We start from the raw sequence: 15,422 nt of genomic DNA on the forward strand, positions 1-15,422 counted from the left end.
TATGTTCACTCCCCGGAGCTCCATGAACCGTCCAAGCCCCGCACGCGCAGGCCGGCTCGCCGTGGCGATGGTGTCGGCCGCATTACTGGCGGCTTGCGCATCCTCCGGCAACCAAGCCCCCGTTCTCGACCGCACCTCGCGTGGCGGCAGCACCGGTGCCGCGTCGCAAGAGCCGTCGCCCCCGGGCTACTATCGGGTCAAGCGTGGCGATACCCTGTACAGCATCGCCTTGCGCAATGGCCAAGCACCGCGTGACCTGGTGGCCTGGAACAACATCGCCAACCCGAACCAGATCGAAGTCGATCAATTGTTACGTGTTGTTCCGCCGAACGCGGATGTCAGCAGCAGCGGGGCCGTCGTCACGCCGGTTCGACCGGGCAACACGAGCACGCAGCCGGTTGATTCCACGCCGGCCACGCCGCCTGCAGCGTCGTCAGGTGCTCCTGCCGGGGCAACCGACAGCGCAGTCTCTCTGGCTTGGCCGGCACACGGCTCGCTCATCAACCGTTTCGATGACAAGAGCAACAAGGGTATCGATATCGGTGGTAAACGCGGTGATGCGGTGGTCGCTGCCGATGATGGAAAAGTGATCCACGTTGGACCCTTGCGTGGGTACGGGAATCTTGTCATCATCAAACACAACGACACGTTCCTGACCGCCTACGGCAACAACGACAAGGTTCTGGTCACCGAGCAATCCACGGTCAAGAAAGGGCAGAAGATCGCCGAAATGGGCAGCACTGATGCGGATCGCGTGAAGCTTCATTTTGAAGTGCGCCGCAACGGTAAGCCGGTCGATCCGATGCGCTACTTGCCGCCTCAATAGAGGAATGCATGCCGCGCCAGAAAGCCGCCACGCCCGTCACCCCCGCCGATGACACCGTCGACGCTGCTGTAGAGGGCCAACGCACCCAAAACGGGCGCGCTGGGCGGCGTGCGCGGGTCGCAGCGCAGCCTCCTGCGGAAGAAATCGAAGTCGTCGACGCGTTGATCGACGATGTGCCTGCTTCCGAATCTGCCGATCTCAACGACACGTCTGACAGTGCCGACGAGCCGGACGAAGAAGAGGAAGAGGGCGAGGAGGCCGAGGAGGCCGCGCCCGAAGAGGATTTCCGCAAGGTACTGCAGGCCGAACTGGCCGCCGATACCGTTCAGCACTATCTCAATCGCATCAGCATCAAGCCGCTTTTGACGCCGGCCGAAGAACTGCACTTCTCGACGCTGGCCAAGGCGGGTGAATTTGCTGCGCGCCAAGTCATGATTGAGCGCAACCTGCGCTTGGTCGTGAGCATTGCCAAGGGCTATCTGAACCGCGGTGTGCCGCTGCTCGATCTGATCGAAGAGGGCAACCTCGGCCTGATGCACGCGATCGAGAAATTCGATCCGGAACGCGGGTTCCGCTTCTCCACATATGCAACGTGGTGGATCCGCCAGAGCATCGAGCGAGCAATCATGAATCAGGCACGCACGGTGCGTTTGCCGGTGCACGTGATCCGCGAACTCAATCAGGTGCTGCGCGCCAAGCGTCATTTGGAAAAGAGCGGCGTGGACGGCCGCGACGCGAGTCTCGAAGACATCGCTCACTTGCTCGGCAAAACCACGGACGAGGTGCAGGACGTGCTCTCGCTCAATGAGCACACGACCTCGCTCGATACGCCGTTCGATCTCGATCCGGGCACGAGCCTGCTTGATTTCTTGTCGGATGAGCACGGTGCCTCGCCCGATCAGGAGGTGGCGCATCGTGAGCTGTCGCAGTTGATGAAGTCGTGGCTGGCGCGCCTGTCCGATAAGCACCGCTACGTGGTTGAGCGCCGCTTTGGCCTCAACTACATCGAACCTGCGACGCTGGAAGAGTTGGCCGCCGAGATGGGCCTGACGCGCGAGCGCGTGCGCCAGATCCAGCAGGAAGCGTTGGTCAAGCTCAAGCGGCATTTCGCCTCGCAGGGCGTGCGTAAGGACGCGGTGTTGTAAGGCGCCGCTGTTCTCGTTCTTCTGCCTGCTTTCAGTCGTTTCTCAGTTCCAGCAGCATCGGTTGATGATCCGACGCTTGCGTCGTGCTGTTGACCTCCACGCGCAGCAAGCGCGGTTTCAGCGGTTCACTGATCAGCACGAAATCACACGCGTACGCAGGGTCTGTCCAGCCGACGCGGTCGTGCACGCCAAAGGTCGGCGGCTGCGGTGCCGCGCCATGGGCGATCTCCCACGCATCGTATAGAGCCGGTTCCCGGGTGAATGGCACAGTGGCCAGGCGTTTGGGCGTGGAATCGGGCTTGCAATTGAAGTCCCCGCAGACGATGGTTGCCGTCGTTTGCGCCAGTGGGCGAAAGGGGCCGCTTTCGGGCTCTGTGCCGAGCACTGGTGATTGATTCGCGCGTGCGCAGCCCTCCGTGTGGATGGCTCGCAGCGCATCGATCTGCGCCAGACGTTGAAGCTCCGAGTAGTACTCCAGATGCGTCGTGACGACGCGCAGCGGGCCAAACGGCGCCAGCACGATCGCTTCGATGGCCATGCGCGGCATATACGGTGTGGCATCAGGCGGGCATGGCAACGTGTGGCGCATGATGTACTGCACGGGCAGGCGTGTGACGATCGCGTTGCCGAAGCGCTGCACCTGTGTGCCGTTGTGGCGCTCCAGCGCGAAGCCGCGGATCACGGTGTATTCGGCGCCAAGCACATCGGCGATTTCGCCCCATTGGTCGATGCCCGGCTGACCAGGCAGATCACCGAAACCGGAGGTGACTTCCTGCAGGCACAGCACATCGAACTCGGCCATGTCGCGCGCTTGTGCGAGTTGGCGCGTGAGGCTGACGCGCCCGTCTGCACCACGGCCCCATTGGATGTTCCACGTCAGGATGATGGTGCCCATGCTGGTCCTCCTGTGTCTTACAATGCCGCCCTTGTCCCCATTTTGCCCAGGCTCGCTCGTGTCTCAAGCTGCACCCAACGTCACGCCTTCGTCTCCGGATTCCGCAACTGCCGCGCCGACCAAGCCGGCGGCCAACCCGCGTGGGCGCCGAAAGTCAGAGATGCCCGTGGCGGGCCCGTTGGACATCATCTCGCTCGATAGTGAAGCCCGTGGCATCGGCCGTCTGACCAATGAGGATGGCACGCCGGGCAAGGTCGTCTTCGTGGAAGGTGCTCTGCCAGGCGAACAGGTGATGTACCGCAGCCACCGTGTGAAGCCGTCGTACGAGCAGGCGAGCGTCGTGAGCATTCTGCGCCAGTCTGCTTCGCGTGTGACACCGCAATGCAGATTCTTCGGTGTGTGCGGCGGCTGCTCGATGCAGCATCTGGATTCACGTGCGCAGGTCGCCATCAAGCAGCGCGTGCTGGAAGACGACCTGTGGCATCTCGCCAAGCTGCGTCCGGATGTCGTGTTCCGGCCAATTGCCGGCCCCGATTGGGGCTACCGTTACCGCGCGCGTTTGACCGTGCGTCACGTGGCAGCCAAAGGTGGCGTGCTGGTGGGCTTTCACGAGCGAAAGAGCAGCTACGTGGCCGACATGACATCGTGCGAGGTGCTGCCGCCACATGTGTCGTCGCTGCTGGTGCCGCTGCGCGAGTTGGTTGGGCGTCTGTCGATCGTGCAGCGCATGCCGCAGATCGAGTTGGCCGTCGGCCAGGACGTGACTGCGCTAGTGCTGCGCAATCTGGAGCCGATTACCCCTGACGACGAGGCAGAACTGCGAGCCTTCGCTGATCAGCACAACGTACAGTTCTGGCTGCAGCCCAAGGGTCCGGACACGGTCTATCCGTTTCATCCACTCGATCGCACGCTGACTTACACGCTGCCTGAGTTCGGCATCACCATGCCGTTCAAACCGACGGACTTCACGCAGGTCAATCACCAGATCAACCGTGTGCTGATGTCGCGTGCGTTGAAGTTGCTTGATGCGCAGCCGGGCGATCGTCTGCTCGACCTGTTTTGCGGTATCGGCAACTTCACGCTGCCAATGGCTACGCGGGGCCGCGAAGTGATGGGCATTGAAGGCAGCGAGGCGCTGACGACACGAGCACTCGCCAATGCTCAGCACAACGGCTTGGACGCGAAGACGACGTTTGCGTGTCGTAATCTGTTCGAGATCACGGCGGATGATATCGCCGCGTTGGGCAAGTTTGATCGCTGGTTGGTCGATCCGCCGCGCGAAGGGGCGCTGGCTGTGTCGAAGGCGCTGGCCGAGCTGTCGCAGCGCGGTGGTGAGGCGGCTGATCTGCTGCCGAGGCGCATCGTCTACGTGTCGTGCAATCCGGCGACGCTGGCGCGCGATGCGGGCTTGCTGGTGCATGAAGCAGGCTATCGGCTGGCCGGTGCGGGCGTGGTGAACATGTTCCCGCACACGTCTCACGTGGAGTCGATGGCGGTATTTGAGCGTGACTAAGGCCGTTGCATATCTTGCAGGCAAAGAAAACCGGCGCACCAGGCGCCGGTTTTTTTATTTTGCGCCATCGAGGGCGCCGCGGGTTTAGTTTCGGTTGCCGCCGAAGATTCCCAGAATCGCCAGCAGGTTCGTGAAAATGTTGTAGACGTCCAGGTAGATCGCCAGGGTGGCTGTCACGTAGTTGGTCTCGCCGCCATTCACGATGCGCTGCACGTCGAACAGGATGTAGGCGGAGAAGATTGCGATGGCCAGCACCGAGATCGTTAGCATCATCGCCGGCAGTTGCAGCCAGATATTGGCCACCGAGCCGACGATCAGCACCAGCACGCCCATGAAAAGCCACTTGCCCAGGCCCGAGAAGTCACGCTTGCTGACCGTGGCCACCGTCGCCATCACGCCGAAAATGATCGCCGTGCCGCCGAAGGCCGTCATGATGAGCGACGCGCCGTTCGAGAAACCCAGGATCATGCCGATCAGCCGCGACAACATCAGCCCCATGAAGAACGTGAAGCCGAGCAACAAGGCTACGCCCACGCCGCTGTTCTTGAAGCGCTCAATGGCGTAGAAGAAGCCGAAAGCCACTGCCATGAAGATGACGAACCCCATCAGCGGGTTGCGCCCCATCAGGTTGAAGCCGGTGGTAACGCCGATCCACGCACCCAGGATGGTGGGGATCATGGAAAGCGCGAGCAGCCAATAGGTATTGCGCAGCACGCGGTTGCGGACGGCCAACGCGCCGGCGGTGCCGGAAGCGCCAAAACCGTACGTGTTGAGTTGGTTGTCCATGCGAACTCCTTGGGTAAATGACATTGCAGACAATGCGACAACACACCGAATGTGGCATCCGAAAGAAGCTTTTGCAAGCCACATCGTCCTTGCTTGGAGAGCCAGCATGCCACGCGGTTCCGGCCGTCGGTGGGCAGTGGTGACAGAAAAAGCCCTTCGTACGTGACTTTTTGTGCTCCCAATAAGGGGATGCTAAGGCTGTTTTATCGGGATGATGGCGCGATCGGTGTAAATGATTGTTGCGTCACTTTTATGTGCCAGCATGCGCGGTATCGGGTTGCACCGCGTGACATCCAATCCTGCTGCGCACCGTGTTAGAATCTGCCGTTTATCTTTCACGTAACACCTTCATTTTTTGGAGTTTTTGATGGCGCTCGAACGCACTTTGTCGATTATCAAGCCGGATGCCGTGGCTAAGAATGTCATCGGCCAGATCTACGCCCGTTTTGAAGGCGCAGGCCTGAAGGTCGTCGCAGCCAAGATGATCCATCTGTCGCGCGCTGAAGCCGAGCAGTTCTACGCCGTGCACAAGGAGCGCCCGTTCTTCAAGGACCTGGTGGACTTCATGATCTCGGGCCCGGTGATGGTGCAAGCACTGGAAGGCGAAAACGCAATCGCCAAGAACCGTGACCTGATGGGTGCAACCGACCCGAAGAAGGCTGAGAAGGGTACGATTCGCGCCGACTTCGCTGACAGCATCGATGCCAACGCTGTGCATGGTTCGGATGCTGCCGAAACGGCTGCTGTGGAAGTCGCTTTCTTCTTCCCGGGCCTGAACATTTACAGCCGCTAAGCGTCAACACTAGACTGGGATTGGTAGTTTCGGGTTGCAAGTCATGAGCGATGTGGTGAACCTCCTCGATTTCGACGCACAGGGTCTTCTCACGTACTGTGAGAGCCTGGGTGAGAAGTCGTTCCGCGCCAAGCAATTGCAGCGTTGGATTCACCAGTCGGGCGCGTCCGATTTTGGCGAGATGACCGATCTCGCCAAGTCGTTGCGTGAAAAGCTCGCGACCCGCGCCAACATCCAGGCGCCGGCGGTCATCTCTGATCACCTGTCGTCGGACGGCACGCGCAAGTGGCTGGTCGACGTAGGGCAGGGCAATGCCGTAGAGACGGTCTACATCCCTGAGGAGACGCGCGGCACGCTGTGCGTGTCGTCTCAGGCGGGATGTGCCGTCAATTGCCGATTCTGTTCGACCGGCAAGCAAGGATTCTCACGCAACCTCAGCACGGGCGAGATCGTCGGTCAGCTCTGGATGGCCGAATTCGCTATGCGCAAGCAGTTGGGCCGTGGCCCCAAGGATGACCGCGTCATCACGAACGTCGTGATGATGGGCATGGGGGAGCCGCTGCTGAACTACGATGCTGTGGTGCCGGCTCTGCGCATGATGCTGGACGACAACGCGTATGGTCTGTCGCGCCGTCGCGTAACGGTGTCCACCTCTGGCGTGGTACCGATGATGGACCGCCTGGCGCGCGATGTGCCCGTAGCGCTGGCCGTGTCGCTGCATGCCTCCAACGATGCGCTGCGCGACATGCTCGTGCCGCTGAACAAGAAGTACCCGCTGGCTGAACTTATGGCTGCCTGCTGCCGCTATCTTGAGTTCGCGCCGCGCGATTTCATCACCTTTGAATACTGCATGCTTGATGGCGTCAACGACACCGTCGAGCACGCCCGTGAACTGCTGCGCGTTGTGGCTGACGTGCCATGCAAGTTCAACCTCATCCCGTTTAATCCGTTCCCTGAATCCGGGTTGAAGCGCTCGAACAACGAGCAGATCCGCCGTTTCTCGCAAGTGTTGCTGGACGCCGGCATTGTCACCACCATCCGCAAGACGCGTGGCGACGATATCGACGCGGCTTGCGGCCAACTCGCTGGCGAGGTCAAAGATCGCACGCGCCTGGCCGAACGCGGTAAATTCGGCAAGATCGTCGAGATCCCGGTGGTCGGGGCCGATTCCACTCACCGTATGGGTACCGCATGAAGCGTTGGTCGACTGCTGTCAGTCTGGTCTTTGCGCTGGCCGCCGCCGGGTGCGCGTTGTCGCCGCCGGTCCAGACACAGACACGAGAAGTCACGACAGCCCCCGATCAAACGGCCGACGCTGGTCGACGGGCCGCGATCCGATTGCAGCTTGCAATGCAATATCTGGAAGCGGGTCAAAACGCGACTGCGCTTGAGGAAATCAAGAACGCCATCGCGATCGACCCCAACGTGCCTAATGCGTATCACATCCGCGCGCTGGCCTACATGAACCTCGGGCAGCGCGAGCAGGCGGACGAGAGTTTCCGCAGTGCTCTGGCCGCAACGCCGCAAGATGGCGATTTGCTGAACAACTACGGCTGGTTCCTGTGTTCGCAGGGCGGTAAGCCCGATCAGGGTATGGCCATGCTGCGCCAGGCCATCGAGGTGCCGGCTGCTGGCAGTCCGGCCAAGTCGTGGACGAACCTGGGTGTCTGCCAGATGCGCCAGGGCGATCTGGACGGTGCGGAGAAGAGCCTGACGCGCGCCACCTACATCGACGCAAACAATCCGCTGACCAACCTTACGTTGGCGCAGCTGTATTACAAACGCCGTGAATATTCGCGTGCCATGCCGTTCGTCGAGCGTGTAAATGGCCGCGGCAATCCGACGGCTGAAAGCTTGTGGCTGGGTGCTCGTATCGCGCGCCGCCTGGGCAACACTTCGCAGCAGAACGCATGGAGCGCGCAATTGCAGCGCCGCTTCCCCAATGCGCCCGAAGAGGCGGCATTCGAACGAGGAGCATGGGATGACTGACCGCGACGTGGCAAGCGCTACCGACTTCTCTCACGGTGCGGCGCCTGCCCCGAATCCGTCCGCCGCTGCATCGCCCGAGCGCGACGATGCGCTGCGCGAGATTGCCGAACGCTTGCGTGCGGGCCGCGATCGCCAGCGTCTGACGGTTGACGATCTGGCCACGCGCCTGAAGGTGGCGCCAGGCAAGTTGTCGGCGGTGGAGTCTGCAGATGTCAGTGCATTGCCTGACATGACGTTCACCAAGGGTTTGATCCGCGCCTATGCGCGCGCCCTGCAGGTCGACGTCGACGACCAGCTTGTGCGGTTGAACGCGCGTGCGCCGGTCACCAACATCGGTTTGCGACCCGAAGGCGGGCTGGGTGAATCGTTTTCCGATAGGCCAAGCTTCGCTAAGCGTCGCGGTAGTGGCGGTCGCTGGCTTATCGGTGTGCTCATTGCTGTGGCAGTGGCTGCCGGTGCGCTGGTCGGTATGGATCGTTTGAAGCAGTGGTTTGCCACGCAGACGGCCGCCACGCAAAACGCCGAATCGGGCACGAATGAAGCTCCGGCAATTGAGCAAGCCGCACCGGCACAAACGGCTCAAGCGCCAGAGCAGGCGCCATCAGAAGCGCCCGCCGCCTCGATGCCGACACCGCTGACGCCTGTGCCTGCTACGCCTGGCGCTTCGGCCTCGGGGGTGGTGACTGCGCCGCTGGCGCCGCCGTCTACTCTGCCGCGCTCGGACAACGGTGCCACCCCAGTGCCTGCGGTAGCTGTCACGGGTGCCAAGCCGTCTGTCATCAGCGTCGAAGCTCCGATTGCTGCCTTGCCGGCGGAAGCCGTCAAGCCAGTCGAGGCGGCGGCTGGCAGCGGCACGGTTTCTGTGCGCTTCTCGGGTTCGTCGTGGTATGAGATCAAGGACAAATCCGGCAAGACGCTCGCCAGTGGCATCTCCAGGGCGGGCGACGCGCGTGATGTCACTGGAACGCCGCCGTTCAAGGTCGTCTTCGGCAATGCCGAAGCGGTTGAATCGCTGGCAGTGGGCGGTGTGTCCGTCAATCTTCAGAAGTACGCCCGCAATCGCGTGGCACGGGCCACGCTGCCCTGAACCGTTTTGTAAATGGCGCGCCGCCCGATCAGGCGGCGCGCCTTGTCTGATCATGGAAATCTCCACGCCTCTCGATTGCGCTCCTGCCTTGGTTGGTCCGCTGCCACGCCGGAATTCGCGCGCCGCGGAAATCCGCTGGGGCGACCGCGTTGTGCACGTGGGCGGCGATGCGCCGGTCTGCGTGCAGTCGATGACGAATACCGACACGTCGGACGCAATCGGCACCGCGATCCAGGTGAAGGAGCTGGCGCGCGCTGGCTCGGAGCTGGTGCGCATCACGGTGGATACACCAGCCGCAGCCGCTGCGGTGCCTGCCATCCGTGAGCAGCTCGACCGCATGGGCGTGGATGTGCCGCTGGTTGGCGATTTCCACTATAACGGCCACAAGCTGTTGCAGGACTATCCGGAATGCGCGCAAGCGCTGTCCAAGTACCGCATCAACCCGGGCAACGTCGGGCAGGGCGCGAAGCGCGATACGCAATTCGCGCAGATGATCGAGATCGCCTGCCGCTACGATAAGCCGGTGCGTATCGGCGTGAACTGGGGCAGCCTCGACCAAGATCTGCTGGCTCGCATCATGGACGAGAACGCACAACGCGCGACGCCGTGGGATGCCCGTGCCGTGATGGTCGAGGCGCTGATCACCTCGGCAATCCAGTCCGCGCAGAAGGCGGAAGAGCTGGGCTTGCCCGGTAGCCAGATCATCCTGTCGTGCAAGGTCTCGGCGGTGCAGGATCTGATTGCCGTGTACCGCGAGCTGGCGCGTCGTTGCAGCTACGCGCTGCACCTTGGCCTGACCGAGGCCGGCATGGGCAGCAAGGGGATCGTCGCTTCGACGGCGGCGCTGTCAGTGCTGCTGCAAGAAGGTATCGGCGACACGATTCGCATTTCGCTCACCCCGGAGCCGGGTGCGCCGCGTGAGAAGGAAGTCATCGTCGCGCAGGAGATTCTGCAGACCATGGGCCTGCGCAACTTCACGCCGATGGTCATCGCGTGCCCGGGTTGCGGGCGTACGACCAGTACGGTCTTCCAGGAACTGGCGGCGCGCATTCAGTCGTACTTGCGCGAGCAGATGCCCATGTGGAAGGAACGGTACCCCGGAGTCGAAGAGATGAACGTTGCTGTCATGGGCTGCATCGTCAACGGCCCAGGTGAGAGCAAGCACGCCAACATTGGCATTTCGTTGCCGGGTACGGGCGAATCGCCGGCGGCGCCTGTGTTCGTTGACGGCGTGAAGGTGAAGACGCTGCGCGGTGAGCGCATCACAGAAGAATTCCAGACGATCGTCGACGAGTACGTGCGCGCGCATTACGGCGCGCAAGCCGAGACGACGGCATAAGGCTTCGGAACACGAAGCGACAAGCTGGCCCGCAGAGGTGGTCAGCTTTCAACGTGACATCATGAGCGATACACAAAAACAACGCGTGCAGAAGATCGCCGGCGTCAAAGGCATGAACGATCTGCTGCCTGACGACGCCCCGCTGTGGGAGCACTTTGACAACGCCGTGCGCAGCATGCTGCGCGCCTATGGTTATCAGCAGATTCGCACGCCGATCGTCGAGCAGACCCAACTGTTCGTGCGCGGCATCGGCGAGGTGACGGACATCGTCGAGAAGGAGATGTACACCTTCACCGATGCGCTGAACGGCGAGCAACTCACGATGCGCCCGGAAGGCACAGCCGCCGCCGTGCGCGCCGTGATCGAGCACAACCTGCTGTACGACGGCCCGAAGCGACTGTGGTACACGGGCCCGATGTTCCGCCATGAACGTCCGCAGCGTGGACGCTATCGCCAATTCCATCAGGTGGGCGTGGAAGCGCTAGGCTTTGCCGGCCCGGATATCGACGCTGAAGTCATTTTGATGTGCCAGCGCCTGTGGGACGACCTCGGCCTGGTCGGCTTGAAGCTCGAATTGAACTCGCTCGGTCAGGCGGAAGAGCGCGCAGCGCACCGTGCCGATCTCATCAAGTACCTGGAGGGTTTCCAGGACATCCTTGATGAAGACGGCAAACGCCGCCTGTACACCAACCCGCTGCGCGTGCTCGACACCAAGAACCCCGCGCTGCAGGACATGGCTGCCGGCGCGCCCAAGCTGATCGACTATCTGGGCGAAGCATCGCGTGCGCACTTTGAAGGCGTGCAGAAGCTGCTTAAGGCAAACAACATTCCGTTCACGATCAACCCGCGTCTGGTGCGCGGGCTGGACTATTACAACCTCACCGTGTTCGAGTGGACGACCGACAAGCTCGGTGCGCAGGGCACGGTGGCCGGTGGCGGCCGCTACGACCCGCTGATCGAACAAATTGGCGGCAAGGCAGCGCCCGCATGCGGCTGGGCGATGGGCGTGGAGCGCATCATCGAGCTGTTGCGTGAAGAAAAGCTGGAGCCCGAAGCGCAAGGTTGCGACGTCTACATCGTCCACCAGGGCGACGAGGCACAGGTGCAGGCCCTGATTGCGGCCGAGCGGCTGCGTGATGCTGGGCTCGATGTCATCCTTCATGCCTCGCCGGAGGGGCGCAACGGTAGCTTCAAGTCGCAGTTCAAGCGCGCTGACGCAAGTGGTGCATCCTATGCGGTTATCATTGGCGACGATGAAGTCACCCAAGGCGTGGCGCAGATCAAGCCGCTGCGCGGCGATCCGACCGCGGATGCCCAGCAGACCGTGCCGTCCGACCAGTTGGTCGATCGCCTGATTGATGCCATGGTGGCCAACAACGACTGACCGCAGCGGCTGATTTCGGCAACGAACGACCGCGATTCACTTCCAATACTCAAGCTCTGCAAAGCATGGCCTACGATCTCGAAGAACAGGAACAACTAGAGAATCTCAAGCACTGGTGGCGCGATAACGGCAACGTCATCACGTGGGTCGCTATCGTGGTGCTGCTGGCCGTGGCTGGGTGGTTCGGCTGGAAGAACTGGCAGCGCAAGCAGGCGGGCGAGGCGTCCGTGCTGTACGAGCAGGTGCAGAAGGCCGTTGACGGCAAAGATGCCGAGAAGATCAAGCGCGCCGCTACCGACATGGAAGACAAGTTTGGCGGCACGGCCTATGCACAGATGACCGCGTTGGCTGCAGCCAAGGCGCTGTACGAAGCCAACGATGCGGCCAGCGCCAAGGCGCAGTTGCAATGGACGGTTGATCATGCGCGCGACGATGAGTACAAGGCGCTTGCCAAGCTGCGTCTGGCTGGTCTGCTGCTAGACGAGAAAGCCTACGATCAGGGCATCGCGCTAGTCTCCGGCGATGTTGCGCCGGCGTTTGCCGGGCTGTATGCAGACCGTCGTGGCGATCTGCTAGCCGCGCAGAACAAGAACGAAGATGCCCGCGCTGCCTACAAGCTGGCGCTGGAGAAGTTCGGTCCGGCCGACGCTTCGGCGCGCCAGATTGTGCAGTTCAAGCTGGATGCCCTGGGCGGCGCTTGATCGGCGCAACCCGTGCTATTCAACGCATAACAAAAGGATCCCGATTTCATGATTCACGCACTTGAGCAGGGTGGTGTCGCGCGCGGTGTCGCACAGGCGGCACGCGTGGCAGTGCTGGCACTGGCAGCGACGGCTGTCCTTGGCGGTTGCTCGCTGTTCAGCAGCAAGAACAAGCATGAGCCGACCAAGCTGAAGGAAGTTCAGCAGGTGCTGGCCGTGCGCCAGGCGTGGAGCGTGAGCGTCGGCAAGAGCGGTCGCTACGTAATGCAGCCGGCGGTGGCAGGCAACAATGTCTACGTGTCGGCAGCCGGCGGTACCGTGACTGCCCTGGATGGCGCCACGGGCCGCACGCTTTGGCAAGGGAAAGCGGATGCGGACCTGACCACCGGCCCCGGCAGCGACGGCACGTTGACGGCCGTGGCGGGAGAGAAGGGCGCTGTCATCGCATTCGACGAGAAGGGCGCGCAGAAGTGGAAGATCGCCGTCAACGGTGAAGTCCTGACGGCGCCGCTGGTGGGTCAAGGGCTGGTGATCGTCCGCACGACAGACGGCCGCGTCCTGGGCCTGGATCCCAGCAACGGCGAACGCAAGTGGATTTACCAGCGCTCTCCGTCGGCTTTGAACCTGCGTAGCAGCCTGCCAATGGTCTTTGCCGGCGACAACATCATCCTCGGCTTTGCCGGTGGCAAGCTGGGTGCACTGTCGGCCAGCAATGGCGCGCTGCGTTGGGAAGCGGCAGTATCGTACCCGCATGGCGTATCGGAGATCGAACGCTTGAACGACGTGACTGGCACACCGTCGATCAACGGTTCGCAAGTGTGTGCCGCCAGCTTCCAGGGGCGCGTGGCGTGCTTCGATATCAGCACTGGCGCTCCGCGTTGGGGGCGTGATTTCTCGTCACCGACCGGTGTCACGCAAGATGATGGCGGGCTGTTCGCCGCTGACGAGAAGTCGGTGGTCTACGGCTTCAATGCGCAAAACGGTGCGGACCTGTGGAAGAACGACGCGTTGTTGTGGCGCGATCTTGGCACACCGGTGGCATTTGGCCGCACGGTCATCGTGGGTGATTCCGAAGGTTGGCTGCATTTCCTCTCGCGTGATGACGGCAAGTTCGTTGCCCGCGTGAAGACTGACAGCAGTGCTATCGGTGCTGCGCCCGTGGTGGTCGGCCAGACGCTGGTCGTGCAGACTCGCGGCGGCGGCGTCTACGGCTATCTGCCGAAGTAGTATCGATCGCCTCGGCCCGAATGGGCTGCGGCGGCACACGCATCACATCGGGGCGGCGCCGTCGCCTTGAACTTGCGCCCGCGTACCCCGCGGGCGTCTTGCATCTGCGCCATCCAGGCGTTCAGCCGTGCAGATGCCAACCGCAGTTGCAATAACCAGAATTTGCCGTGACGCCATTCGCGTACGGCACACAAGCATGAAACCAGTCATTGCCCTCGTGGGGCGGCCGAATGTCGGCAAATCGACCCTCTTCAACCGTCTGACGCGCTCGCGTGACGCGTTGGTCGCGGACATCCCCGGCCTGACGCGCGACCGTCACTATGGTGAAGGCCGCGTCGGTGAGCGTCCGTTCATCGCCATCGATACCGGCGGCTTCGAGCCCGTCGCCAAGGAAGGCATTGTTGCCGAGATGGCCAAGCAGACCCGCCAGGCTGTGGTCGAAGCCGATGTCGTGATCTTCATCGTTGATGGCCGCCTGGGACTGGCCCCGCAGGATCGCGTGATTGCCGATTATCTGCGCAAGACGGGACGTCGCATCCTTTTGGCCGTCAACAAGGCTGAGGGCATGCGCTATACCGCTGTCGCCAGCGATTTCTACGAACTTGGTCTGGGCGATCCGGCAGCCATTTCCGCTGCACATGGCGATGGGGTCAACGATTTGGTGGCAGAGGCGCTCGATCTGGCATTTGCCGAGCGCCCCGAGCTTGCCGAGGCAGCCGATGCGCACGACCACGGTACCCGCATCGCCATCGTCGGTCGCCCGAACGTCGGCAAGTCAACGCTGGTGAACGCGCTGATCGGCGAAGAGCGCGTGATCGCATTCGACATGCCGGGCACCACGCGCGATGCCATTTACGTGGATTTCGAGCGCAACGGCAAACCGTACACGCTCATCGATACGGCCGGCCTGCGCAAACGTGGCAAGGTGTTTGAGGCGATTGAAAAGTTTTCGGTGGTGAAGACGCTGCAGTCCATCGCCGATGCGAATGTGGTTGTGCTGATTCTCGATGCGCAGCAGGACATTTCCGACCAGGATGCCCATATCGCGGGGTTCATTGTCGAGTCCGGCCGCGCGCTGGTGATCGGTGTAAACAAGTGGGATGGCCTCACGGGACATGCGCGTGATCGCATCAAACACGATATGGAGCGCAAACTGCAGTTCCTGTCGTTTGCCAACGTGCACTACATCTCCGCCAAGGAGCGCACGGGCATTGGCGCGCTGATGAAGTCTGTGGATGCCGCTTACGCTGCTGCCATGGTCAAGCTGCCGACCCCCAAGCTTACGCGGGTGCTGATGGAGGCGGTCGAGTATCAGCAACCGCGTCGCGCCGGCGTCTCGCGCCCGAAGCTGCGCTACGCGCACCAAGGTGGTTCCAACCCACCAATCGTGGTGATTCATGGCAATGCGCTGTCGAATATTCCCGAAACCTATCGCCGCTTCCTGGAAGGGCGTTTCCGCGAGGCCTTCCAACTGAAGGGCACTCCGCTGCGGATCGAATTTCGTACGAACAAAAACCCGTACGCCCAATCCAACGACTGAGCGTTGCACGGGCGGTGCTCGACGGCGGGAGCGTGTGACGCGGGGGCATTCGAACGGGGGATCACCAAAACGGCCGAGCCATTTCATCTGGCGGGGTCATCGGTTTTCCGTTTGCTTTCCCTGATTTCTAAGGCTAAATTCTCGAGACATGGCGCTTGGTGTCCACAAACCCAGGCGCCATTGGCGTCATTTGGACG

At 62.0% G+C, this 15,422-nt stretch carries 14 protein-coding genes; 12 read left to right on the plus strand and 2 right to left on the minus strand.

Going from position 1 to position 15,422, the window contains the following annotated elements; genetic code table 11:
- Window position 1 precedes the first annotated feature (1 nt).
- Both PSUB009319_RS03445 and rpoS read left to right on the plus strand, forming a co-directional pair.
- Window positions 2–826, plus strand: coding sequence for a peptidoglycan DD-metalloendopeptidase family protein (locus PSUB009319_RS03445; protein WP_124380859.1), 825 nt, complete (start codon window positions 2–4; stop codon window positions 824–826).
- An 8-nt stretch (window positions 827–834) separates the two neighbouring features.
- A complete protein-coding gene (gene rpoS, locus PSUB009319_RS03450; protein ID WP_124380860.1) occupies window positions 835–1,971 on the plus strand; it encodes an RNA polymerase sigma factor RpoS in 1,137 nt (378 codons plus the stop codon).
- Window positions 1,972–2,002: 31 nt separating this feature from the next.
- Here rpoS and PSUB009319_RS03455 read toward each other — a convergent pair whose 3' ends face one another.
- A complete protein-coding gene (locus tag PSUB009319_RS03455; RefSeq protein WP_124380861.1) occupies window positions 2,003–2,866 on the minus strand; it encodes an endonuclease/exonuclease/phosphatase family protein in 864 nt (287 codons plus the stop codon).
- Window positions 2,867–3,026: 160 nt separating this feature from the next.
- On the opposite strand from PSUB009319_RS03455, the gene rlmD reads away from it, so the two are divergent.
- Window positions 3,027–4,379: a 23S rRNA (uracil(1939)-C(5))-methyltransferase RlmD gene (gene rlmD, locus PSUB009319_RS03460; RefSeq protein WP_124381067.1), complete on the plus strand. Its 1,353-nt coding sequence runs from the start codon at window positions 3,027–3,029 to the stop codon at window positions 4,377–4,379.
- Window positions 4,380–4,463: 84 nt separating this feature from the next.
- Here rlmD and PSUB009319_RS03465 read toward each other — a convergent pair whose 3' ends face one another.
- On the minus strand, window positions 4,464–5,165 hold the full coding sequence (locus PSUB009319_RS03465; RefSeq protein WP_124380862.1) for a Bax inhibitor-1/YccA family protein: 702 nt from the start codon (window positions 5,163–5,165) through the stop codon (window positions 4,464–4,466).
- Between the two features lie 367 nt (window positions 5,166–5,532).
- On the opposite strand from PSUB009319_RS03465, the gene ndk reads away from it, so the two are divergent.
- From ndk to der, 9 genes are all read left to right on the plus strand, one after another.
- Entirely contained in the window at window positions 5,533–5,958 is a 426-nt protein-coding gene (gene ndk, locus PSUB009319_RS03470) for a nucleoside-diphosphate kinase (protein WP_045204261.1), read from the plus strand.
- Between the two features lie 43 nt (window positions 5,959–6,001).
- A complete protein-coding gene (gene rlmN / locus PSUB009319_RS03475) occupies window positions 6,002–7,153 on the plus strand; it encodes a 23S rRNA (adenine(2503)-C(2))-methyltransferase RlmN (protein ID WP_124380863.1) in 1,152 nt (383 codons plus the stop codon).
- A complete protein-coding gene (pilW, locus tag PSUB009319_RS03480) occupies window positions 7,150–7,947 on the plus strand; it encodes a type IV pilus biogenesis/stability protein PilW (protein ID WP_124380864.1) in 798 nt (265 codons plus the stop codon). The genes rlmN and pilW overlap by 4 nt, the downstream gene beginning before the upstream one ends.
- Window positions 7,940–9,034, plus strand: a complete 1,095-nt coding sequence (locus PSUB009319_RS03485) for a RodZ family helix-turn-helix domain-containing protein (protein ID WP_124380865.1) — start codon at window positions 7,940–7,942, stop codon at window positions 9,032–9,034. Before pilW ends, PSUB009319_RS03485 begins: the two co-directional genes overlap by 8 nt.
- A 52-nt stretch (window positions 9,035–9,086) precedes the next feature.
- On the plus strand, window positions 9,087–10,373 hold the full coding sequence (gene ispG, locus PSUB009319_RS03490; RefSeq protein ID WP_124380866.1) for a flavodoxin-dependent (E)-4-hydroxy-3-methylbut-2-enyl-diphosphate synthase: 1,287 nt from the start codon (window positions 9,087–9,089) through the stop codon (window positions 10,371–10,373).
- A 61-nt stretch (window positions 10,374–10,434) separates the two neighbouring features.
- Window positions 10,435–11,757: a histidine--tRNA ligase gene (gene hisS, locus PSUB009319_RS03495; RefSeq protein ID WP_124380867.1), complete on the plus strand. Its 1,323-nt coding sequence runs from the start codon at window positions 10,435–10,437 to the stop codon at window positions 11,755–11,757.
- 65 nt (window positions 11,758–11,822) lie between these two features.
- Window positions 11,823–12,458, plus strand: a complete 636-nt coding sequence (locus PSUB009319_RS03500) for a tetratricopeptide repeat protein (RefSeq protein ID WP_124380868.1) — start codon at window positions 11,823–11,825, stop codon at window positions 12,456–12,458.
- A 48-nt stretch (window positions 12,459–12,506) separates the two neighbouring features.
- Complete coding sequence (gene bamB, locus PSUB009319_RS03505; RefSeq protein ID WP_124380869.1) at window positions 12,507–13,685, plus strand: outer membrane protein assembly factor BamB; 1,179 nt, start codon at window positions 12,507–12,509, stop codon at window positions 13,683–13,685.
- Between the two features lie 196 nt (window positions 13,686–13,881).
- Complete coding sequence (gene der, locus PSUB009319_RS03510; RefSeq protein ID WP_124380870.1) at window positions 13,882–15,225, plus strand: ribosome biogenesis GTPase Der; 1,344 nt, start codon at window positions 13,882–13,884, stop codon at window positions 15,223–15,225.
- Window positions 15,226–15,422 lie beyond the last annotated feature (197 nt).

It is taken from the genome of Ralstonia sp. SET104 (assembly GCF_003851545.1).
Classification (GTDB): domain Bacteria; phylum Pseudomonadota; class Gammaproteobacteria; order Burkholderiales; family Burkholderiaceae; genus Ralstonia.